At 47.9% G+C, this 20915-nt stretch carries 22 protein-coding genes and 1 pseudogene; 9 read left to right on the forward strand and 14 right to left on the reverse strand.

Annotation, left to right across the window (positions count from 1 at the left end; all coding sequences use genetic code 11):
- Positions 1–40: 40 nt before the first annotated feature.
- From AC566Q_RS11015 to AC566Q_RS11040, 6 genes are all read right to left on the reverse strand, one after another.
- Complete coding sequence (locus AC566Q_RS11015) at positions 41–1273, reverse strand: SO_0444 family Cu/Zn efflux transporter (protein WP_499616623.1); 1233 nt, start codon at positions 1271–1273, stop codon at positions 41–43.
- Entirely contained in the window at positions 1270–1692 is a 423-nt protein-coding gene (gene zntR / locus AC566Q_RS11020; RefSeq protein WP_499616625.1) for a Zn(2+)-responsive transcriptional regulator, read from the reverse strand. The genes AC566Q_RS11015 and zntR overlap by 4 nt, the downstream gene beginning before the upstream one ends.
- Before the next feature lie 57 nt (positions 1693–1749).
- Entirely contained in the window at positions 1750–2202 is a 453-nt protein-coding gene (locus AC566Q_RS11025; RefSeq protein WP_499616628.1) for an MBOAT family O-acyltransferase, read from the reverse strand.
- A gap of 54 nt (positions 2203–2256) precedes the next feature.
- Positions 2257–4089 (reverse strand): M2 family metallopeptidase, encoded by a 1833-nt coding sequence (locus AC566Q_RS11030; RefSeq protein WP_499616629.1) that lies wholly within the window; start codon positions 4087–4089, stop codon positions 2257–2259.
- A 283-nt stretch (positions 4090–4372) separates the two neighbouring features.
- Complete coding sequence (locus AC566Q_RS11035; RefSeq protein WP_499616631.1) at positions 4373–4858, reverse strand: YchJ family protein; 486 nt, start codon at positions 4856–4858, stop codon at positions 4373–4375.
- A 52-nt stretch (positions 4859–4910) separates the two neighbouring features.
- Positions 4911–5270 carry a hypothetical protein gene (locus AC566Q_RS11040; RefSeq protein ID WP_499616634.1) on the reverse strand — a complete coding sequence of 120 codons (360 nt, stop codon included), beginning with the start codon at positions 5268–5270 and terminating at the stop codon, positions 4911–4913.
- A 327-nt stretch (positions 5271–5597) separates the two neighbouring features.
- Here AC566Q_RS11040 and AC566Q_RS11045 point away from each other — a divergent pair.
- The 3 genes and pseudogenes from AC566Q_RS11045 to AC566Q_RS11055 all read left to right on the forward strand — a co-directional run.
- Positions 5598–6458 (forward strand): annotated as a pseudogene (locus AC566Q_RS11045) (DUF4861 family protein); the annotation flags it as partial.
- Positions 6459–6524: 66 nt separating this feature from the next.
- Entirely contained in the window at positions 6525–8825 is a 2301-nt protein-coding gene (locus AC566Q_RS11050) for a glycoside hydrolase family 88 protein (RefSeq protein ID WP_499617476.1), read from the forward strand.
- A 221-nt stretch (positions 8826–9046) separates the two neighbouring features.
- Positions 9047–9232 carry a hypothetical protein gene (locus AC566Q_RS11055; protein WP_499616637.1) on the forward strand — a complete coding sequence of 62 codons (186 nt, stop codon included), beginning with the start codon at positions 9047–9049 and terminating at the stop codon, positions 9230–9232.
- 33 nt (positions 9233–9265) lie between these two features.
- Here the strand turns inward: AC566Q_RS11055 and AC566Q_RS11060 are convergent, their stop codons facing one another.
- Positions 9266–10216, reverse strand: coding sequence for a GlxA family transcriptional regulator (locus AC566Q_RS11060; protein WP_499616640.1), 951 nt, complete (start codon positions 10214–10216; stop codon positions 9266–9268).
- A gap of 121 nt (positions 10217–10337) precedes the next feature.
- Between AC566Q_RS11060 and AC566Q_RS11065 the strand changes: the two genes are divergently transcribed.
- Both AC566Q_RS11065 and AC566Q_RS11070 read left to right on the forward strand, forming a co-directional pair.
- Positions 10338–10736, forward strand: coding sequence for a rhodanese-like domain-containing protein (locus AC566Q_RS11065; protein ID WP_499616643.1), 399 nt, complete (start codon positions 10338–10340; stop codon positions 10734–10736).
- A 40-nt stretch (positions 10737–10776) separates the two neighbouring features.
- Positions 10777–11013 carry a hypothetical protein gene (locus tag AC566Q_RS11070; RefSeq protein ID WP_499616646.1) on the forward strand — a complete coding sequence of 79 codons (237 nt, stop codon included), beginning with the start codon at positions 10777–10779 and terminating at the stop codon, positions 11011–11013.
- On the opposite strand, the gene AC566Q_RS11075 is transcribed toward AC566Q_RS11070, so the two are convergent.
- The 4 genes from AC566Q_RS11075 to msrP form a co-directional block, all read right to left on the reverse strand.
- Positions 10996–11214: a hypothetical protein gene (locus AC566Q_RS11075; protein ID WP_499616648.1), complete on the reverse strand. Its 219-nt coding sequence runs from the start codon at positions 11212–11214 to the stop codon at positions 10996–10998. The two genes, AC566Q_RS11070 and AC566Q_RS11075, sit on opposite strands and share 18 nt — an antisense overlap.
- Positions 11215–11445: 231 nt before the next feature.
- Complete coding sequence (locus AC566Q_RS11080; protein ID WP_499616651.1) at positions 11446–12822, reverse strand: MBL fold metallo-hydrolase; 1377 nt, start codon at positions 12820–12822, stop codon at positions 11446–11448.
- Between the two features lie 189 nt (positions 12823–13011).
- Complete coding sequence (gene msrQ / locus AC566Q_RS11085) at positions 13012–13638, reverse strand: protein-methionine-sulfoxide reductase heme-binding subunit MsrQ (RefSeq protein ID WP_499616654.1); 627 nt, start codon at positions 13636–13638, stop codon at positions 13012–13014.
- A 6-nt stretch (positions 13639–13644) separates the two neighbouring features.
- Positions 13645–14649 carry a protein-methionine-sulfoxide reductase catalytic subunit MsrP gene (gene msrP, locus AC566Q_RS11090; protein WP_105935796.1) on the reverse strand — a complete coding sequence of 335 codons (1005 nt, stop codon included), beginning with the start codon at positions 14647–14649 and terminating at the stop codon, positions 13645–13647.
- 185 nt (positions 14650–14834) lie between these two features.
- Here msrP and AC566Q_RS11095 point away from each other — a divergent pair, with 185 nt between their 5' ends.
- On the forward strand, positions 14835–15020 hold the full coding sequence (locus AC566Q_RS11095) for a hypothetical protein (RefSeq protein ID WP_105935795.1): 186 nt from the start codon (positions 14835–14837) through the stop codon (positions 15018–15020).
- Positions 15021–15087: 67 nt separating this feature from the next.
- Here the strand turns inward: AC566Q_RS11095 and AC566Q_RS11100 are convergent, their stop codons facing one another.
- From AC566Q_RS11100 to AC566Q_RS11110, 3 genes are read right to left on the reverse strand one after another with little or no spacing between them, the layout of a single operon-like run.
- Entirely contained in the window at positions 15088–16428 is a 1341-nt protein-coding gene (locus tag AC566Q_RS11100; protein WP_105935794.1) for an anti-phage deoxyguanosine triphosphatase, read from the reverse strand.
- A 17-nt stretch (positions 16429–16445) separates the two neighbouring features.
- Positions 16446–17051: a 5'-deoxynucleotidase gene (yfbR, locus tag AC566Q_RS11105; RefSeq protein ID WP_105935793.1), complete on the reverse strand. Its 606-nt coding sequence runs from the start codon at positions 17049–17051 to the stop codon at positions 16446–16448.
- Positions 17051–18277 carry a pyridoxal phosphate-dependent aminotransferase gene (locus AC566Q_RS11110; protein ID WP_105935792.1) on the reverse strand — a complete coding sequence of 409 codons (1227 nt, stop codon included), beginning with the start codon at positions 18275–18277 and terminating at the stop codon, positions 17051–17053. Before AC566Q_RS11110 ends, yfbR begins: the two co-directional genes overlap by 1 nt.
- 189 nt (positions 18278–18466) lie before the next feature.
- Here AC566Q_RS11110 and AC566Q_RS11115 point away from each other — a divergent pair, with 189 nt between their 5' ends.
- The 3 genes from AC566Q_RS11115 to AC566Q_RS11125 all read left to right on the forward strand — a co-directional run bounded on the left by AC566Q_RS11115 (position 18467) and on the right by AC566Q_RS11125 (position 20874).
- The gene (locus AC566Q_RS11115) at positions 18467–18946 is read left to right on the forward strand and encodes a hypothetical protein (RefSeq protein WP_499616658.1); all 480 of its coding nucleotides are present in this window, start codon (positions 18467–18469) and stop codon (positions 18944–18946) included.
- 182 nt (positions 18947–19128) lie between these two features.
- Positions 19129–19923, forward strand: a complete 795-nt coding sequence (locus AC566Q_RS11120) for a DUF2189 domain-containing protein (protein ID WP_499616660.1) — start codon at positions 19129–19131, stop codon at positions 19921–19923.
- Between the two features lie 621 nt (positions 19924–20544).
- Entirely contained in the window at positions 20545–20874 is a 330-nt protein-coding gene (locus AC566Q_RS11125) for a DUF3718 domain-containing protein (RefSeq protein ID WP_105935789.1), read from the forward strand.
- Positions 20875–20915: the final 41 nt, after the last annotated feature.

The following is a 20915-nucleotide window of genomic DNA, read 5'->3' on the forward strand; positions in this document are numbered from 1 at the left end:
AAACTATGGATGTTGCAAGGGGCTTGCCAGTTATTGGATGTTAATGACAACAACTGGCCTGGGAAGACTTAGTCATTTTCTGTTGCAGTGCCTGCCAGCCATTTCTAAGCATTAACCCACCGAGTAGCACAGCACACAGTGCGTAGACTGGTGAGATCTCTCCGTGTTCGTGGGTTGACTGACCAAGGGCAATCCACGACTGCAGTGAAAACTGCTCTACCAGCAGGTTAAAGCCATATCCCAGCATAATACTGGCGCTCATCACACTACCGATATACAGCACGAGGGTGCGTTTACCCATTTCCTTAGCAATCATCCCCATAGTTGAGATATTCGTGGCCGGGCCAGCCAGTAAAAATACCAGCACGGCACCCGGAGATAAGCCGGCACTCAAAAAGCCTACTGCAATAGGCGTAGATGCCGTGGCACAGATATACATAGGAATACCAATCACCGCCATCACCAGCATGGCCACCAGACCGTCGCCCCAACTGGTCAGAAAGTCGGTGGGTACCCAGGTTTGAATTGCCGCGGCCAGCGCCAGGCCTATCAACAACCAGACGGTAATATCAATCAGCAGTTTACCACTGGAAAATTGCCAGATAGCGGCGACTTTGTCGGTAAAACCTGGTTTATTGGTAGGTGATGCAGAGCTGCTATCGCTGCCGCAACAAGAAGAGGTACTTACCGGTGTTGCCTGTGTTTGCTGAGAGCTGCAGCAGGATGTCGTGCTGACCGGTTCAGCTGGCTTGCTACTACAACAGGATGACGTTGTTTCTGCTACTACTGCTTTATTGCTACAGCAGCTTTGGGGGGCTTTGGCCGGTGTAGCAGGGACTGTATTGCTAGTGGCTGATATTTCTTTATCGAACCACTTTACCATCAGTCCAGCGTAGATAGCGCTGACAATGGCACAAAATGGCCGCACTATGGCGAACAGCGGGCCAAGCAACGCGTAGGAGACAGACACCGAGTCGACTCCGGTTTCCGGCGTGGAGACCAGAAACGAGACGGTGGCGGGTTTGGAAGCGCCGCTTCGGCGTAAGCCTACCGCTGCTGGAATAACCCCACATGAACACAGAGGCAGCGGAGCGCCAATGACTGCCGCTTTACCAACGGCACCCGTACTGGCGCTGCCCATGTGTTTTTGTAACAGGCTGATAGGAACCAGTTCATGCATCAGGCCGGCAACCAGCAGGCCGAGCAATAACCACGGTGCTGACTCCATAAACAGTAATAAAAAGTTTTGTGCTAACAGGGCGATATCGCTCATGATGCCTCCATGGAATCCAGTGCCTGCAGGATAGAGCAGTGCTCAGCACTCTGAGGACCGCCACAACAGGCAGTATGCAGTGTTTGTAATGACATACGAATTTTCTCCAGCTCAGCAATCTTTTCATCCAGTTCCCGGACTTTGCGTGCCGTGACCTGCTTTACCTCTTCACAGGTATGATCGTCAGGGTGCAGACGCAGCTCCAGCAGCTCGCTGATTTCACCCAGCGTAAAGCCAACGGTTTTGGCGCGCTTAATAAATTGCAGACGGGTTAAATCGTCAGCAGAAAATAACCGGTAACCGGCATCCGAGCGTAAAGAAGCCTGCAACAACCCCTTGTTTTCATAAAAGCGCACGGTGTCGACGGTCAGTTCGGTTAGCTTTGCCAATTGGCCAATTTTGTAGTGTTTTGTCTTCATACTGGTAGTTTAAACCCTGGAGTTTGCTCCAGAGTCAAGCATAGCATAATCAGTTTTTTACTGGGGTAGGACCGTGAGCAAATACCTGGTTAGCACAAATCCCGCCACAACCTGTGAAGTATTAATGAGTGCCCGCCCTGACCAGACAATGCTGTCATAACGAATTCGGTAAACTTTACCGGCAATCACCAGCAGGCTGAGAAAGCCGAACCAAGGTGTAAATAACCAGGTTATTTCCCATTTAACCAGCGAGATAGCAATATCATGTAACAAACCACTGACTAGAAATGTGCACATTATGGCCAACCATGACGGTGCTAATTTGTGCACCGGTTTCATTATATAGCGGGATAAATAGTAGCCCCAGATAGGATTCCAGTATTGCCAGAAAGTATCGAAAGAGCCTGCCCCTAATGAACGCGTGAGCATATTTTTAAGTGAGTCAGGCGAGCCCAGAGGCACACCGTTACGACGTCGGACGTAAGTTTGTAAGGAAATGGAATATGCCACAATGTTCTGCCCTGAATGCACAAGCCGGTATAAACACCGGCTTGTGGGGTAATGTTACCAGCCGCACTGGCGGTTTTTGTTTTGCTCATCCAGCCAGGTTTTCAGTGGCTGGAAGTAATTCACAATGGTGCTGGCGTCCATTTTATCCGTTCCGGTAAGGGTTTGCAGTGCTTCCTGCCAGGGCTTACTCTGACCCATTTCCAACATGGCGTTCAACGCGACACCGGCTTCTTTACTGCCATAGATAGAGCAGCGGTTAAGTGGGCCTTGGTCGCCGGCCACATCACATAACGCCTTATGGAACTGAAACTGCAGAATGTGGGCGAGGAAATAACGGGTATAGGGCACATTGGCCGGTACATGATATTTAGCGCCAGGATCGAAGGCGTTAGCATCACGACTTACCGGAGCCATTACACCCTGGTACTTCTCGCGTAAATTCCACCAGAGTTCGTTGTAATCATCCGGACCCACTTCACCGGCCATGACTTTCCAGCGCCATTGATCAACCATTAAACCAAACGGAATAAAGGCTATTTTATCCAGCGCTGTCTGCAACAGCATACCAACGTCATTGGACGGATCGGGAATTTCATCAATCAAACCAATTTCTTTAAGGTATTTAGGTGTAATTGACAGCGCAATGGTATCGCCAATGGCCTCATGAAAACCGTCATTGGCAGAGCTGCGATACAGCAGTGGCTCCTGGTTGTAGGCGCGCTGGTAATAGTTGTGGCCCAGTTCGTGGTGAATGACGTTAAACTCTTCGCCGGTAATCTGGATACAAATTTTAATGCGTAAATCGTCTTTATCATCAACATTCCAGGCCGAAGCATGACATTGCACATCCCGGTCGGCAGGCTTACTGAACTGAGAGCGTTGCCAGAACGTTTCTGGCAATTGTTCAAAGCCCAGCGAGGAAAAGAAAGACTCGGCCTGTTTGACCATTTTAATTTCATCGTAGCCCTGATCGCGCAATGCACCGGTGACGTCAGGCACTTCCATCGGCTCATCGGGTTTCACCAAATCGTAAATATTGCCCCAGCTCTGCGCCCACATATTGCCCAGCAAATGCGCCGGGATAGGCTTATCCTGAGGCACGATATCTTCACCGTAGTAATCGCCGAGCTCAGCACGAACATGGCAGTGCAGGGCATCATACAAGGGCTTCACCTGACCCCACAAGCGGTCCAGGTCAACCGGGAAGTCATCGGCAGGCATATCATATTTGCTGCGCCATAGCTCACTGACGTTGGCAAACCCCAGTTCTGCTGCACCTTCATTAGCGATTACCACCTGTTCCGCATACAAGTCTTTCATGGGAACAGACACTTCGCGCCAGCCTTGCCAGTATTCCAGTAGCAGATCGGCATCGCGGGAAGTCGCCATTGCTGCACTCATGTCGACCAGGCCGATACAGTCATCCTCAGAACGACAGTATTTGCCTTTACCGTACATGCCATCCAGTTCAGCGCTTATTTGCGCCAGGCGCTCAGATTTCATAGCACTCGCTGGCGGTGGCATGGTCAGGGAAGTGCGCATGAGGTTCAGTTTACGGCGCAGATCCGCATCGACTTCCACGTCATTAAACTCTGCTGCCTGCTTGGCCAGCTCAGAAGCACGGTTCGAATAGAGTTCAGAAATATAGGCGTTTACTGCCGCCGTATCTTCGTTGATATTGGTCGCATATAACCAGGCGGCTTTGGCTGCCGGCACCTGCATTTTTTCCATTTCACGCTGGGCTGTATCAACAAACGTTGCGGCATCTTCGGCAGTATACATTGGCGTTTTTTCGGTGGTTTCCTGTGGTGGTTCGTTAGCTGGCTGACAACCGCTAAGTGCGGCAACCAGACCCAGTGAAACCAAAGAAAGACGGGTCATTTTCATAATGCTTCTCTCGCTTTGGGAATTACCGCTTTAGCGGGGTGACTCCCTTGTTGTTATATTGCAATGATTCCAGGCTGAAATAGACGTATTACACAAGGTGTATACTGATTTCGGCACGTTTACCACTGTAATCACATTCCCGGCTAAAGCCAAGTGATACAGCGCGGTTAACAATCGGGTGCAGTAAAGGGATATCAGGACAATATGTTGGGGGGACCTGTAAAGGCAAAAGTGGAAATACGAACGTATGATCAGTGGCAGCCTGGTGAAGCAGCAGGTGCCGCTACATCCGTTTTAAACAACACTGCTTAAACTTTTTACCGCTATCACAAAAGCAGGGATCGTTGCGGCCCGTTTTGAGTAAGCCGGAATCGTTGTGCATGATGCCTGTGGTATAGCGCCATTCATTGTCTTCCATAACAAAGTCGCTGGTTTCATGCATCAGGTATGGCTTGTGGTTAACGGCGTAATAGGCTTTAAATTCTACCTGATCCGTTGTAGTTGAAATGTGTTGTGCGTCGGACGAGGAAATTACGACTGATAAAGCCAGCCACTTAGTGCCTGAAGCATTTTCTTCTAACGCTAGCTCACTTAATGAGGCGCGTTGTTGTTTGGCGTAGGTTTTTAAAATATAGGCCCAGTTACTCAGGCAATATGCACTAAAGCGAGAACGCATCAGGGCTTGTGCAGATTCCGCTATTGTTGCCCCGGAATGCTTAGGTTCACAACACTCGCTATAAGGCTTATTACTACAACAAAAACACAACACCGGCTAATCCTGTTAAATGACAATGCCAGTAGTTTAAGGCGAGACGCCAGTTTTACCAAGGGCCTTGCAGTATATTACCGGCCACCTTGTCATTTACAGATACCGCCACTAAAGATACTGCATACTGCTCGCACAATTGTTTAATGGAAACACGCTCTTCTGGCGTCAGAGTCAGATCCTCAACATAAATAGAGCGGCACTGCCCACTGGTAATCAGGCGGCGGATCCAGGCTGGTACTTTTTCCTGATCTGGTTTCTGTATGCGTATGGCATAGTTGACGTCTTTTTGAAAAGCCACGGAATTTGATAACAAATATGACCAGCCTTTATGCGCTGGTGCGTGTTTAGCCACGCGCTGAGGAAATTGCAGGATGTTGCTTTCAGTCTCAAAAGTTGTGGTTGCCATAGTCATGTTTGTTTTCCTGTTAATATATACAGTGTATATATATACAGTAATACTGTATAAAACAACATGCAAGAGTTTTTTGCTACTTTTTTAATCGATCCTGTCAGGTCGGGGCATAAACTATTTGGCAGCAATGTTTTGCTTTTGAGTGTTCGGTTTGATCTGAAATACGTCATGTGTTTCATATATAAATCAATGTGATAGTATTATATTACAAAAATGCTGTGGCTGTGCTAGCTTTACAAAGCTTTAACAAACTACCTAACCATAAATCAGGGGGACGTAGCGTTTAAAGCATCGACTTAAAGTTTTAGCTTTGGTGGAAGGAGCTTTATGCACCCATTAAAACGTACACTCTTTTGTTCCGCATTTTTATTAATCGCCGGATGCTCTCTACCGCTTCATGACAATGCGGCTTATTTTCAGGCCAGACACGTGCCGGAACGCCTTGATGATTTTGCTTTTGAAAATGACAAAGTTGCTTTCCGGCTATATGGCCCCGCACTTCAGGCGTCGGCTGAAAATAATGGAACTGATTGCTGGCTAAAACGAGTCGACTATCCGATCATTGATAAATGGTACCAGAGACATGCACAGGGCAAGTCCTACCATGAAGATACCGGCGAAGGGTATGACCCATAACATGTTGGCAGCTCTTTGGGGTGTGGTGGTGTTGCTTTGTGGCAGGCTGATTCGGCAGATAAACTCAATCAGCCAAATGTTTACAAGCGCTTTGAAGTCATAGAAAAAACGGCACAGAAAGTAGTATTCGAGCTAGAATATGAATGGCAGGAGCCGGCTTTAAAAGAAGTCAAACGGATCACCCTGCAAAAGGGCGATCAGCTCTATAAGGCCGAAAGTCGGTTTACCTCGAAGGGTAAGCCCGTGATTGTCGAAGTCGCGGTGGGCGTGACGACTCACCATGGTAAGGCTCAGGTCACAGTTAATGATTACCAGAATATCGTTACAACATGGGAACAGATAGATAGCAGTGGGTTAGGTACATCGGTTATCGTGCCCTACGATAATGCGGTGCAGTATGTTCATCTCCAATCTAAAACGCCAGACCGCTCACACGGCGTTGTCGTTACCACTACCGATGCCGACGGACGTCTGACCTACTATGCGGGTTTTGCCTGGCAAAAAGCAGGCGAAATTACCAGCTTAAACGAATGGCAATCGTACACGAAACGATTTGCTGATGAAAAATTCCCGGAGCAGCCCCTTACGTCAGATTCTGTTAAGGCTTTGACCAAAAAAGTGGCTGACTGGCAAATTAATCACCATGAAGAGCAGGGAAAATACCGGGCTATTCCTCGTACCCCCCCTGACTGGGCTAATCGTAAGCGTTACCACGACCTTGAATGGCATCACGGCGCCCTTTATGCAGGGATGGATCGCTGGCGTAAAATTGCTGACAACCCCAAATACACCGAGTGGTTAATGGCTATAGGAGAGCGTAATAAGTGGAAATTGCACCAGCGCCCTTATCATGCTGACGATCATACCGTTGGACAATTTTACTTATCTCTATATGAAGATTTTCAGCGACCTGAAATGATGCGTCCAACCCAACACCAGTTTGACTGGATTCTGGATAATCCTAAAACCGGTACATTGGACTGGCTGGCAGAAAATACCCACGCACACGATCGCTGGGGGTGGTGTGATGCGCTATTTATGGCGCCGCCAGTATGGGCCCGACTGGCCAAAATTACTGGTGACGATAAGTATCTTGAATTCATGGATCAGGAATATCGTGTTACCTACGATTTGCTTTGGAGCGAGAAAGACCATTTATTCTGGCGTGATTCCAGCTACTTCACACAAAGCGAGAAAAACGGTGAAGACATTTTTTGGGCGCGTGGTAATGGCTGGGTGTTTGGCGGATTGGCTCTGATGATCCCGGATTTACCTAAAAACTGGGAAGGCCGCCAGTTTTACGTTGACTTATTTAAAAAGATGGCCAATCGCTTGCAATCGATCCAACGTGAGGACGGCACCTGGTCGATGGGACTGCTGGGTGGTACAGAGGGCTATCCGGAGATTGAAACGAGTGGCACATCATTCTTTACTTTTGGCTTAGCGTGGGGAATTAACCAGGGCATTCTGGACCGGGATACTTATCGTCCGACTATTATGAAAGCCTGGCGAGCGTTGCAGAAAGCCGTGAATGATGACGGAATGTTAGGTTATGTTCAGCCCGTGGGTGCAGCCCCTGGCGATTCGTTTAAAGATTACACTGAAGTTTATGGTACCGGTGCCTTTTTGGCCGCGGGCAGTGAGCTTTATAAAATGCTCAAAGATGAAGAAGTCACTAAAACACTTCATTTGGGCGCACTTAAAACGTTTATGGACGATAGTGGCTGGTGTTGGTTTCAGGACCCCCGGGCAATTATTACCGACGATAAGCTGATTGTGGGCGGTGTTTCCGGACATGGCCTGGGTGACGCGGCTGCAGGAGTTTACGACCTGACTGACGCAGAGATACTGGGACGGGTGACCCTGCATCCTGATTTTGATCATGATGACCATAACTCGCCGGTATTTTACGCTCGCCCTGATGGTTCGCTGTTAACGGTTTATGCTCGCCACAGCACTGAGAATAAGCATTACTACCGTATCTCAGATCCCGAGGATTACCTTCAGTGGGGAAAAGAACAGGTGATTGAACAGCCTGAGCCGGTAACTTATATGAACTTATATCCACTGGCCGGCGAAGGAAAGTTATACAACTTCTACCGTGGCATTAAATGGAATCCAACCTATGTGACATCGGCGGATCATGGCGAAACCTGGGGAGAATCTTATCACTTGATTCAAAATGAGGTCGAGGGGGTACATCGCCCTTATGCCCGTTACACTGGTGATGGTAAAGATACTATAGGTATCTCCTTTACCGATGCTCATCCTCGTGACTACGGCAACAGTATTTATTATGCAGAATTTCGCAACGGTAATTTTTATCGTGCCGATGGTACTTTCATCAAAAATCTCAAAAATGATGGCCCCTTGAAGCCTTCTGAGGCAGAAAAAGTATTTCAGGGCGGTAATGGCCCGTTCCGCACTTTGGATTTGAGTGCTGAGCAGAGTGCCTGGACCAGTGCTATCACGTTTGACTCGCAGGGGTTTCCACATATTGCCTATTCATTGTATCTGGCCAATGATGACCAACGTTATCGTTTGGCTTCGTGGGATGGAGCGCAATGGCATGACCGTGAAATTGCCTACGCAGGCAGTCGGTTGTATGACCGTGAGGCGAGCTACACAGGTTTGATTACGTTGGATCCGCAAAATCCGCAGCATGTGGTTATTTCTACGGATGTAGACCCTTCCTCTGGTGTCCCCTTAGGAGGAAAGCATCAGGTGTTTCGTGCCACAGTTGATCAGCAGGATGACACCGGTTCCATTGTATGGCAGCGTCTATCGAAGGATGATAATCAGCATAATATTCGCCCTATGGTGGTAAGGGGAGATAAGCACAGTGTTATTATATGGTTGCAGGGTCAGTACAATACTTATACTGACTATGATCTCGATGCGGTAGGTTTGTCATTCTGATTTTAAACCTGGGAATTTGGTTGCTGACAAGTCGTGTAACCTCACTGTCAGCACCCTTTGTATTGATTTTCAGTATGTTGCTCCCCGGTTTGTTATGCCTTTGACAGGCTTCTCCTATAATTAGGCGTTTCTCTGTTACCCATCGTTACATTATCCTGGTTGCGTAAAGGGTCTTTAAAGGCTTTACTTTCAGAAGTATAACCAAAAAGAGCGGCTTTTTTATGTCTACTGTTAAACGCGTAATACTACTGGCAACACTGCTGTTGGGCGCCTTAGTCTGTTATCAGGCAGGCTTTGCGACCGGCATTTTTGTGTTGGTTGTTGTGGGTATGTTACTGGAACTGGGTTTTTGGGTTGGCATTTTTAAATGGGAAAAAGCCAGGCCGCTTAAGCAAGCATCCAAATAATAACGCTGTCTCAGCAATGAATAAGCTAACTGCCTAAACCAGTTGCTGACTACTTTGAAACGTCTGGCGGTATTTCGACGGTGATACCGACAAATGTTTATTGAAATTGTGTCTTAGGGTAACAGCATTATCAAAGCCTGATCTCCCGGCAATTTGTTCTACGGTGAGGTGAGTGGTTTCCAGCAGTTGCCGGGCTACCTCAAGCTTGCGTTCGCACAGCCATTGATGAGGTGTCATATTAAACTGGCGGATAAAATGGCGATCCAGAGTGCGTCGGGTCATGTTTGCCTTAGCTGCCATCTGCTCCACCGTTAGCCCTGACCCACTGTGTTTTACTGCCCAGTCGAGTACCTTTGCCAGTGCCGAGTTCACCGGCGCTAGCGGTTTCTGCACAAATTGCGACTGGCCGCCGTCACGGTGTGCAGGTAACACAAGGCGTCTTGCCACGGTATTGGCATATTCATAACCAAAATCATTGCGAATAACCGCTATCCCCAGGTCAATGGCGGCGGCACTGCCTGCCGAGCAGCCAACCCGGCCGTCGTACCAGTACAAACTGTCATCCCGGTAGGTGATGTGCGGAAAGCGCTGCTTAAATTGTTCGGCATAGCGCCAGTGGGTAATTGCCGTGCGTTGATTGAGCAGGCCCAGTGAGGCTAATAAAAATGATCCGGAGCAAAAACTGATAATCCGGCCTCCCTGATCATAATGACGGCGCACCTCACTGGCTAACAGCGGGTCGATACGCTCAATGCTCACCGGAAAACTGGGGATCACCAACAGATCAGTGGCCGGGAGGTGCTTAACTGCAGGGCACTGAAAGGCTGTATGGCCTAAACCTTCCAGCGTTTGCCTGCCCAGTGTCACAGTCTGGGTCTGATACCAGTCTTTAAACTCCGGTCGGGGCAGGGCAAATAGCTCCGTGGCGCAACCGAGTTCGAACAACGACAGTGTTTCACAAAGCAAAATGGTGACTTTTATCATAGGGGCCCGCGCTGACAGCTATTAATTTGTCTAAATATTATCGATACTAGTTATATTAGACAGTTCTGGCGAGGCGATCCAGCAGTGATAATTAACTCTCAATTAATCAGGGAGTTTTATTATGCCATCTACTGTTATTCGTCCCAGACCTGCTGCCAGCGAGGAAGCTTTAGCCCATTTTCAGCGTTTACTGAAATATGAAACTGACTGTTGGGATGTCCACTATGCGCTGCATAACGATCTGGTCGATTTTGTCTTGCTTGATGTCCGCGCCGTGGAAGTGGCCCGGCAAGGTTATATTGCGGGGGCGACATTTTTGCCCCATGGGCAGATAAACGAAGACACATTATCAATCTATCCAGCAGAAACCGTATTTGTGGTGTATTGCGCGGGGCCCCATTGCAATGCTACCGAGAAAGCGGCTATCAGACTGGCACGCTTAGGCCGGCCGGTGAAAAAAATGATTGGTGGGGTGACCGGCTGGCTTGATGAAGGTTTTGAACTGATAAGTGATCAATGAAGCGCTGATAAGTAAGGCTTCCTTTGCAGAGGATTAACAGGTGGTTGCCATCAATGGCAGCGCTGGTGGTTTCTTAGTCCGACGGCCGGCGCAACTATACCTGATTGCTCCGGCAGACATGCGGTTCGCCGGTACTGTTGGCGTAAATCACTTTTTTATTACTGACCATAAATATCACCCGTTTGCTGACTTCAAAGTTTTTAAAGTCGCCACATGTGCCGGTCAGTATGGTGTTGTTGCTGAGTCTGAAATAATAGGTTTATTCACCGCTGCCTGACAACAGTGAATAAGAAAGTGCTTTATCCTCACCGTCCTGGAGTTGACCAAACGACAACTCGCCATTATTCAGGCCAATGTTGCCCTCAACGATTTCGCTGTCAGAGCTGTTTAGCAAACTGACACTCGGCGAAGTGACAACATAAACCTGATAGAGAATAATGGCGATTGCAACTACGAAGCTGAGTGCTTTTAAAGGCATAGCCACCCCCGGTCAGGTTGACAGGAGCAGAACGATGAAAAGTGGTGATTTGCCATGTTTTCAATCCGTGAAATCTGGTGAATAAATCTTGTAAATAAGGTAACCAAAATCCGTGTTACCTCAATAATATTGCAGTGATTGCCGTATAAAGCAAGCTGTCCTGACCATTCAGGCTAACACATCCGGCTTCCTTGCCGTGAGGATGCGCTCTGCGATGCAGATGTAAATCTGTTAGGCGCCTTGTTGGTAGCTCTGCCAGGCTTGCATTGAACCAATAAAAACATCCACGTTTTCAAAACCCTGCGCCAGCAGATAACTGGCTGCTACGGTAGCGCGCTTACCGCTGCCACAGGCCAGTGTATAATGGCGGGATTTATCCAGTTGGTGGCACATTTCCGGCAGATAGCCTAAGTAGATATGCTTTGCCTGGTCAAATTCGTTGTTTTCAACCTCTTCCTTTTTGCGAACATCCAGCAGTTGCCAGTTAGCACGTGGTGCTCTAATGCGCTCATCAACCTTATCTGCATTAACGGCGTTCACATGCTGACGTTGGTAAGCCTCAAAGGTATCTGGCTTTGGTACCATGGTCAGATAACCACTAATTTGCTGGTAGCCCATCCGCCACAGCTGTTCGGCGCTTTCGGTTGCCTGTTGATGGGAATCTGCCACCAGTGCGATAGGTGTGGAATAGTCCAGAAACCAACCACCATAAGCGCTGAGTAAGCCGCCCGGCAGATTAAGACTGCCGGGATAGTGACAGTCACGAAACTGGGCATGACTTCTTACATCAATGAGCACGCCGGGACGTTCTGCGCTTTTCTGCCAGGCTGACTGAGCATTCTGTGCCAGCTTCTGGCACGCCACTGCCGGTATAGGCGTATCCATCCCGGTAACATTAGACTGCTCCATCTTGCTGAAGTAGGGAGCAATATAATGGTTCTCTTTTAACTTACGCTCTATAAATGCTTTTTTAGAGGTGCACTGGTAGCCCGGGTTTTGCCGTTTCTCTATCCCTATGGTGGTAAACTCACGCGCTGCCATACCTGAACCACACACCGATCCGGCGCCGTGAGCGGGGTATACAATAATATCGTCACCCAGGTTGGCCAGCGTTTGCAGGCTGTCATAAAGCTGGCCCGCCATCTTTTCCTTTTCCTCAGGGTAAAAGTCCGTGCGGCCAACTTCACTGACAAATAAGGTATCACCGGTAAATACACCAATGGGCTGACCATCCTGTTCGTTGTCGATAGCCAACACACAAATACTGTCTTTGGTATGGCCGGGCGTTGTAATGACCTCGAGTGTCCATTTACCAATCTCAAATTTATCGCCATTAACGGCATTGCGGGCATATTCGATAGGCTCGTCAGCGTCTTTACCATGGTAAATATCAGCACCGGTCTGGTTGGCCAGAGCTACCGCGCCAGAGATAAAGTCTTCATTGCGGTGGGTTTCGATAATGGTAGTGATCCGGCATTCATGCTTTCCGGCAAGGGCGAGATAAAGTTGCGTATCTAACTGAGGATCAATCACACAGGCTTCACCATCACTGCCAATCAGGTAGGAAAGGTGGGCAATGCCCGGTGTTTTAACAGATTCAACAAACATAGGTTAACTCCACTTTGGTGTTGTGCCGCGCACAACGTGAATGTATTCACTTCACCATAAGCTTTCAAATGTCATGCCGAATAAAAAGTTATTTTAAAACAGTGAATTAAGAATTATCGCCACAGAGATTTCCAGCAACGGAAGAAATATTCACTTAATCCTATATAAAATTTACATACTGCTGAGGTGTCAGCGTGCGCGTTGCAGTCGCTGTTTCAGGTATTGCAGTCTGGGAAGCAAAATCAGCAAGGCGATTACCCAGTAAATCAAAGGTTCCTGCAAGCCGGTTTTGCGTGACCAGCTAAAGTGTAACAGGGCCAGAAAAACAACAAGGTAGATTGTGTTATGCAGGGGTTGCCAGCGTTTGCCAAGACGCTGCCTGACTGTATTAGGCGAGGTAATGGTCAAAGCAGCCAGCAGTAATAAGGCAACCATGCCTATGGTAATGTACGGCCGTTTAATAATTTCACCCACCACTAAGGACCAGTCAAACTGTAACTCAAAGCTGATATATGTCAGCAGATGGATAACAGCATAAACGAACACATAGACGCCCAGCATTCGCCTGAAACGCATTAAAACCGGGGCGGGCAGGTAGCGGGCAGCCGGACTGATAAGCAGGGTGATCAGCAGCAGGTTTAAGGCGCCGATACCGGTAAAATGAATCAGCGCTTTCACCGGGTCTGCCCCCAGGTTATCGGTGACACCCAGATAAAAAGTGAAAATCACCCAACCGAGGATCAACAGGTGCAATAACGTTTTGCCCAGCGTGATTTGCCGGGCAGATAATCTTAACGGTTTATTCAGTAACTTCATCAAATACTAATAGTAGCGGGTGAGATCCATATTGGAATACAACGGGGCGACTTCCTGATAGCCGTTAAACATCTCGGTATCGATACGGTTCTGTGAAAACAGGCCGCCTTTAGTGATCCGTCGTTCACTGGCCTGACTCCAGCGTGGGTGAGCCACGTTTGGGTTCACGTTGGCATAAAAGCCATACTCGTGGGCTGCCAGTCGATTCCAGGTAGTCGGCGGCTCCTGATCGGTGAGAGTAATGCGCACCACTGATTTAATACTTTTAAAGCCATATTTCCAAGGCACTACCAGCCGAATTGGCGCGCCGTTTTGCGGTGGCAGGGTTTTACCATACACGCCAACCGACATCAGGGATAGCGGGTGCATGGCTTCATCCAGACGCAGGCCTTCCACATAAGGGTAGTCGATACCACCACCCATAAACGGGTTGCGTTGACCCGGCATCTGTTTCGGATCGAACAGGGTTTTAAACGCAACATATTTAGCCGAACCGAGCGGATCAGCCAGCTTGAGTAGTTTATTTAATTCAAAACCCAGCCAGGGGATCACCATCGACCAGGCCTCAACGCATCTTAACCGGTACACCCGTTCCTCTAATGGAAATTTATTGAGGATATCGTCATAGCTCAGGGTAATGGGGTTGCGAACCATACCGTCAATTTTCAGTGACCACGGGTCAACCTGAAAGTCCTGGGCATTTTCTGCCGGATCGTCTTTACTGGTGCCGAACTCATAAAAGTTGTTGTATGAGGTGACTTTTGCATAAGGCGTCATGGTTTCGTCGGTAGACAGGCTGTCGTTGCGGGTAAAATCCAGCGGTTTGGCCTTGAATGCTGGCTTGTCATCATCGTCATCAAACCAGCCACGAGCTGTTGCTGAACCGCTTAACAGCGCGCCAGCACCAACAAACCCCATGGATTTGAGCAATCTGCGCCGCGATGAGAACACTGATTCGTCGGTAATTTCGTGACTTTTAAAAGTTTGAGATGGTTTAAATCGTTTAGTCATAATACCTGATTTGCGAAAACTAATACCTCTGGTTACGTACTAAGACCGCATTAAGCACAAAAAAATTTCATCCCCGCCGGATAGTATTAGTCGCAGCGCCGGCGGCTCACGCTACCCCCTACAAGTTGGCAAGATATTTGTAACATTGTTGGTTCAATGCCTAAAACCACAGAATATTGACACTTATGAGATTACCGACAAAAAGCCTGATCGCTAAAATTGAAGCCTTGTCTGCGCAAATGAATCCTGAGCAATTAAAAGACTTTCTGGATGTGCTGGATTCCATGGCTGTAATGGTGGAAGACGCCAAAGCAATGCCGACCTCTGCAGAAGCCAGCGAGTTAAACGCGGTAAAACTGGCCCTGCATTAATATGTAGCCTGCCTCTGCTGCTGATTGCTTACAGGTAGGCAAGCGTATTAAACATCCGTTCAGGCGTTTACAATGACAAAGTATCGAGTACACCACCGCGCTTAGGCACAAACATATTGGAATAGAGACGGGCGGCGAATTCGTCGGTCATGCCTGAAATATAATCGGCAATCACGCGGTGACCGTTGCCTTGCTCCTCGGCCTGTAACCAACGACTCCGGGTGTTTTCCGGTAGCAGGCGGGTGGGATCTGAGCTGAATGCCTCAAAAAGCTCCATCACTACCTGCTGGCCTTTATATTCCAGTAATTGCACTTCAGGTTTGCGAATGACCTTGCGATATACAAATTGTTTAAACAGGGCCAGGGCTTCACTGTGGTGGTGAGGAAGAACCGCCTGATAACACAACAAGGGGTGAGTAAACTGCGGGTTTTCCTCGATGCGGATTGCGGTAATAAAGCAGTTAACCAGTGCGCCAATAGCGTTTTTGCGCTCAAACTGTTCAATGCTGAATAAGCGGTCACCGAGTTTACTGATAGCATCAGACAGCCACGACACTTTGAGTTCAATCAACGGCTTTTCCAGCTCTTCACTGAATTCGGCGCGCTTAACCATCCCCATCACAATGGCATCTTCCAGATCGTGAATACCATAAGCAATATCGTCGGCCAGCTCCATCACACTGCAATCAAAGGACTTATGACTGGTTTTACCGTGCTTACCGGCACTTTGATTAAATGCCATAAAAGCGTCGCGTTCTTCTGGTTTTAACGGAGCGAGTAACCAGTCAAACAGATTTTCATCACAGCGAAACAGCCCTTTAGGCGGGTGCCAGTTTTCGGCTTTCACCTGACGCATGCGTAAATCATCTGCCGGCACAATATCCTGATTGGTCAGCGTATCGATAAAATTGGGGTATTTCACCAGGCCCAGAACACTACGACGGCTCAGGTTCATGCCGTGTTCTGCGGTATAGGGCTCCAGCCGGGTAACAATGCGAAACGTCTGGCCATTGCCTTCAAATCCGCCGTGCTGGTGCATCATGTAATGCAGTGCTATTTCACCGCCATGGCCAAACGGCGGGTGACCAATGTCATGGGCCAGACAAAGAGTTTCAATTAAATAGGGATCGAGACTGACATATTCGGTTAAGCGGGGAAATTTGCCTTGCAGCTGTGCGGTAATGCCGGTGCCAATCTGCGCCGCTTCCAGTGAATGGGTGAGGCGGGTACGGTAGAAATCACTTAATCCCACCCCCAGTACCTGTGTTTTGGCCTGTAAACGGCGAAAGGCCGCTGAGTGGAGTACCCGCGCTTTATCACGCTGAAAAGGCGAACGATGATCGCCGTCTCTTGCCTGAGTGCGGGGTAACCGACGTTCGGACCAGATGGATTGCCGATCGGATTGCATACAGACTGACTCCTTTATTACTCGCCGTGATCTTCCTGAGTGATTTCATCCAGACTCAGAGAGAAGCTGGGCACGTACTGTTTTAAAAAATAATCCACTTCGTCTGAATGGTAGTCTTTGAGCATTTTATCAAGGCGCTTTTTGGCAAGCGTGAACTCACGGTTACCGGCGCTGAGCTCCTCAAGCGTTTTCAGGTAGGCACAAATAACGTCGGCGGCTTTTACAATAAAGGCTTCGTCTTCGCCGTGTTTGTCACCGCTGATTAATTCGGCGTAATCTTCGCGAAAGGGCTCAGGGGCCATATCGATAAGCTTCTGCTCGGCGATTTTCTCAATCTTTTTATACTCTTCCTTGATGGCCGGGTTGTAGTACTTAACCGGCGTAGGCAGATCGCCGGTAAGCACTTCAGACACATCATGGAACATCGCCAGGGTGGCAATCCGGTCGGGATTGAGCTGACCATCAAAAAAGCGATTACGAATAAGCGCCAGGGCATGGGCAACCATAGCCACCTGCAGGCTGTGCTCCTGAACATTTTCAATACGCACATTATGCATCAGCGGCCAGCGGTGAATCAGTTTCATCCTGGCCAGGTGGGCAAAGAAATGGCTGTTTTCAGCCATTACTTTTTACCTTTCTGGCGGTAGCCATTAAAGAAGTTTTCAATGCGATCCATGGCCGGGCCTAAAATATCGCTGTGCGGTAAAAATACCAGACGGAAATAAATGCCTTCGTTTAAGTTGAAGGCACGGCCGTGAACCAGCAGGATTTTTTCGCTGCTGAGCAGGTCGAGGATCATTTGTTCGTCGTTGGCGATATTAAACTTCTCAGCATCGACCTTAGCAAAACAGTACATGGCGCCATTCGGCGGCACACAGGTGATGCCGTCGATGTCATTCAGACGACGGGCCGCCAAATCCCGCTGTAATTGCAGTCGGCCGCCGGGTTTGACTAAATCGTTGATGCTCTGATAGCCGCCAAGCGCTGTTTGTATAGCGCTCTGGCAGGGCACGTTGGCGCACATCCGCATGGATGACAGAATATTCAGCCCTTCAATATAGTGTTTAGCCAGGCGTTTATTACCGGATACCACCAGCCAGCCGGCACGGAAGCCCGCCACGCGGTAGTTTTTGGATAAACCGCTAAACGTCACAAAAAACACGTCATCGGCCAGTGAGGCTATGCACGTGTGCTTGGCATCGTTATACAGAATCTTGTCGTAGATTTCGTCGGAATACACCACCAGCTCATGCTCGCGGGCTAAATCAACAATTTGTTGCAGTAATTCTTTGCTGTACACGGCCCCGGTGGGGTTATTCGGGTTGATCAGTACGATGGCTTTGGTTTTCTTGGTGATCTTACTTTTGATGTCATCAATATCGGGAAACCAGCCAGCCTGTTCGTCACAGCGGTAATGCACCGGGGTACCGGAAGATAAGCTTACCGCAGCCGTCCATAGCGGGTAATCCGGGCTGGGTAACAATACTTCGTCGCCCATATTAAGCAGCGCCTGCATGGCAATCATGATCATTTCACTCACGCCATTACCAATAAACACATCATCAACCTGGATGTTGCGAATGTTCATTTGCTGGTAGTACTGCATTACTGCAACACGGGCCGCGTAAATACCGGTAGAGTCAGAATAGCCTTGTGAGGTTGGCAGGTTATGAATGACGTCCTTAAGGATATCGTCGGGGGCATCAAATCCAAACGGGGCAGGGTTGCCAATATTCAGTTTGAGAATACGATGGCCTTCATCTTCCATCTTGCGAGCCTGCGCGGCGATCGGACCGCGAATGTCATAACATACGTTATCTAACTTGTGCGAACTGTGTACCGGTTTCATCTTAAACTACTTAAGTTACGGGGCTTTCAGGGTATCGCATCGGGCTATACGCTGTTAAGCAAATTTTGCGCTTTAGCGCAAATATATTGCATAAACTGTTACAAAAACCGACTTGAGACAGTAAAAAGGAAGGGCTATAACTCAAAATAGTGTTTTTAGAGAATAAGTTTGCTTTTGCAGGGTGTCCGCATGCGCCATTCAGATGTAGTTGTAGATCACAGCGCCGGGGTAGAACATTACCCGGGCGAGAGCAGGGTGTCGGTAAAACCCATTGATGGTGCCATGGTTTGCTGTGGTATTTATGGCGTTTTCGAACACACGGGCATTTGGGTTGATGGGCACATTATTGAACTGCATGGCAGTGGTCTGGTGAAAGCTGTGTCGCCTCAACGCTTTTTAAACGATCGCAGTGGCGAGAATATTTATATGCTGTGCGATAAAGATTTGCATCCGCTGGTAGCCGCCGGCGCCGCCGAGCGAGCCGTATCGCGCATCTTTACTTATATTGAATACCATCCCTGGGGCAATAATTGTCATCGTTTCACTTTTGATGTGGCCACCGGGCACAAAAGCGCAGTATGTAGTTTTTACGATTTTAATGTGGCGGTGAATCGCTACTTTCACCGTCGCCTTTACTGGCAACCGGTCAGTATCCCTCGCACATATTAATATTTAATATTTTTATTGTTAATAAATTGTGAACTTTAGTAATTGGATCTATCGTATATATAACGGTGGGGAAGATTCTGAAGTAATTAGCACCGGTTCGCTCAGAAGATCGGTAAATATCGTGGATAAGTGAATGTTTCCCTGTTTTGCGCTTAACAGTAACCACTGAGGGAAGTGAATTTATGTCACAACACTTTAAAGAAACACCCCAGAACGCTATCACCGACAGCGGTATCGCCAGGGTCATTCCCTGCAAAGAGCTCGATGTTGGCGACCCCATTAAATGGTTGTCTCTGGGCTTTCAGGATTTATTAAAAACCCCGTTATTGTCCGTTTTCTATGGTTTATTATTCGCCGTCATTCCCTGGTTAATCTCCTTTTTAGTGGCGATGACCGGCTGGCACCTGATTATTTTGCCCTCGATAGTGTGCTTTATGCTGATTGGTCCGTTTCTGGCCGCGGGCTTGTACGATATAAGCTGGGAACATGAGAAGGGCCATAAGCCCACTTTATCGCATTCACTACGTGCCATGCGCCGTAATGCGGTGAATGAGTGGGGATTTGGTATTTTGCTGATGATCCTTATGATCTTCTGGTTGCGTGTTGCCTCCCTGATCCATGCACTGTATCCGCAGCATCAGATTGAGAGTCTGGAAAGCTTAATACCTTTCCTTATTCTTGGAACCGGCGTAGGCGCAGTGTTCTGTATCGGTATGTTTTTTGTTACCGCATTTACTCAGCCCATTCTGCTGGAGCGGAAAGTTGATTTAGCCACGGCGGTGATGACCAGTATCAACGCGGTTTGGGTGAATAAGGTACCGATGTTTATCTGGGCTGGTATCATTTTCTCCATCGTTGCCATTGGCTTTGTTACCGGGTTTATCGGATTCATTGTATTAATGCCATTACTTGGCTATGCCTCCTGGCACGGTTACATTGATGCCATCGAAACCAAACGGGAACGTGATTACGTTTAATCCGGTTCTCGACCTCTCCTTCATAACCTACGGGTAGTCGGGCATATAGTCTGGCTACCCGTTTTTTCTGCTGCTAACCTTAACCCGCAACCAATTTATCGCTAATTAAAGTCATCGCGGGCGTTGATAAATCTTCTTTCTGATGACGATTGTCCCTCTGTCTGACTTTCAAAATAGTCAGATTTTCATCGTTTTTACATTATTTCTGTAATTAAATTACAGGTTAAGTGAGCTCTGAGAGCCGTTTTATCAACTTAAGTTGTATAAATTTGTGAATAACCGGCTGGATCAAGCTGAAAAACTTTCAGAATTGATGGTGTTTTTTAGAACTTTTTTATATCTAAAGTTTAATAGATATTCTGAATGGTAATATTTATTTGAAAAATAACTAATAAAAACAATTGTATAAGTTGTTAATTGGCCATTAACATTATAATTTACGCTATTTTCACCATACCTATACAATAATAAAACAGTAATTTTCTTTCAGATGGGGCATAAATATAGTGCACCAACGAGAAACGCTCAGCGCAAATCGTTGGGCTGACACCAGAACTGATAAACAGCAATTTCGCTCTACAGCTTCCGGTGGATACCAAGATAATATGAGAGGAAATTTAAATGACTAAAGTAATCAAATCAACAATCGCTGCTGCAGTATTAGCAGTAATGGGTGTATCAACTGCTTCTGCTGACGTAACTGCTGAAGGTGTTCGTTTTACAGGTGATACTGAGTTCGCTGGTTTTTGTAAAGCGGTAGTAAAAGATGACGTTCGCCTGCTGCGTTCTTCTGTATCACGTAACATCGGTCTGATTGGTGCAAGCCAGCGTGAAGTACTGAAAGTAGTTAGTGCAAAAGACGGTGTAACCTGTAATGGTGTATCTCTGGTTGAGTTTTCTCAGTCTCGTGACGCATCAAACGTCTATCAATTCCTGACTGCACGCAGCTAATAGTGCCGGGAATCAGTAAACGGGAACCGCAGTGGTCAAAA

It is taken from the genome of Alteromonas sp. H02, from assembly GCF_059682525.1.

Excerpts from the sequence above, each read along its gene's own strand:
- zntR (WP_499616625.1), bottom strand. The coding sequence starts at position 1,692 with ATGAAGACAAAACACTACAAAATTGGCCAATTGGCAAAGCTAACCGAA.
- msrP (WP_105935796.1), bottom strand. The coding sequence starts at position 14,649 with ATGACTAAACGATTTAAACCATCTCAAACTTTTAAAAGTCACGAAATT.
- AC566Q_RS11065 (WP_499616643.1), top strand. The coding sequence starts at position 10,338 with ATGCCATCTACTGTTATTCGTCCCAGACCTGCTGCCAGCGAGGAAGCT.
- msrQ (WP_499616654.1), bottom strand. The coding sequence starts at position 13,638 with ATGAAGTTACTGAATAAACCGTTAAGATTATCTGCCCGGCAAATCACG.
- AC566Q_RS11080 (WP_499616651.1), bottom strand. The coding sequence starts at position 12,822 with ATGTTTGTTGAATCTGTTAAAACACCGGGCATTGCCCACCTTTCCTAC.
- AC566Q_RS11015 (WP_499616623.1), bottom strand. The coding sequence starts at position 1,273 with ATGAGCGATATCGCCCTGTTAGCACAAAACTTTTTATTACTGTTTATG.
- AC566Q_RS11125 (WP_105935789.1), top strand. The coding sequence starts at position 20,545 with ATGACTAAAGTAATCAAATCAACAATCGCTGCTGCAGTATTAGCAGTA.
- AC566Q_RS11100 (WP_105935794.1), bottom strand. The coding sequence starts at position 16,428 with ATGCAATCCGATCGGCAATCCATCTGGTCCGAACGTCGGTTACCCCGC.
- AC566Q_RS11060 (WP_499616640.1), bottom strand. The coding sequence starts at position 10,216 with ATGATAAAAGTCACCATTTTGCTTTGTGAAACACTGTCGTTGTTCGAA.
- yfbR (WP_105935793.1), bottom strand. The coding sequence starts at position 17,051 with ATGGCTGAAAACAGCCATTTCTTTGCCCACCTGGCCAGGATGAAACTG.
- AC566Q_RS11055 (WP_499616637.1), top strand. The coding sequence starts at position 9,047 with ATGTCTACTGTTAAACGCGTAATACTACTGGCAACACTGCTGTTGGGC.
- AC566Q_RS11030 (WP_499616629.1), bottom strand. The coding sequence starts at position 4,089 with ATGAAAATGACCCGTCTTTCTTTGGTTTCACTGGGTCTGGTTGCCGCA.
- AC566Q_RS11110 (WP_105935792.1), bottom strand. The coding sequence starts at position 18,277 with ATGAAACCGGTACACAGTTCGCACAAGTTAGATAACGTATGTTATGAC.
- AC566Q_RS11115 (WP_499616658.1), top strand. The coding sequence starts at position 18,467 with ATGCGCCATTCAGATGTAGTTGTAGATCACAGCGCCGGGGTAGAACAT.
- AC566Q_RS11040 (WP_499616634.1), bottom strand. The coding sequence starts at position 5,270 with ATGACTATGGCAACCACAACTTTTGAGACTGAAAGCAACATCCTGCAA.
- AC566Q_RS11120 (WP_499616660.1), top strand. The coding sequence starts at position 19,129 with ATGTCACAACACTTTAAAGAAACACCCCAGAACGCTATCACCGACAGC.
- AC566Q_RS11075 (WP_499616648.1), bottom strand. The coding sequence starts at position 11,214 with ATGCCTTTAAAAGCACTCAGCTTCGTAGTTGCAATCGCCATTATTCTC.
- AC566Q_RS11095 (WP_105935795.1), top strand. The coding sequence starts at position 14,835 with ATGAGATTACCGACAAAAAGCCTGATCGCTAAAATTGAAGCCTTGTCT.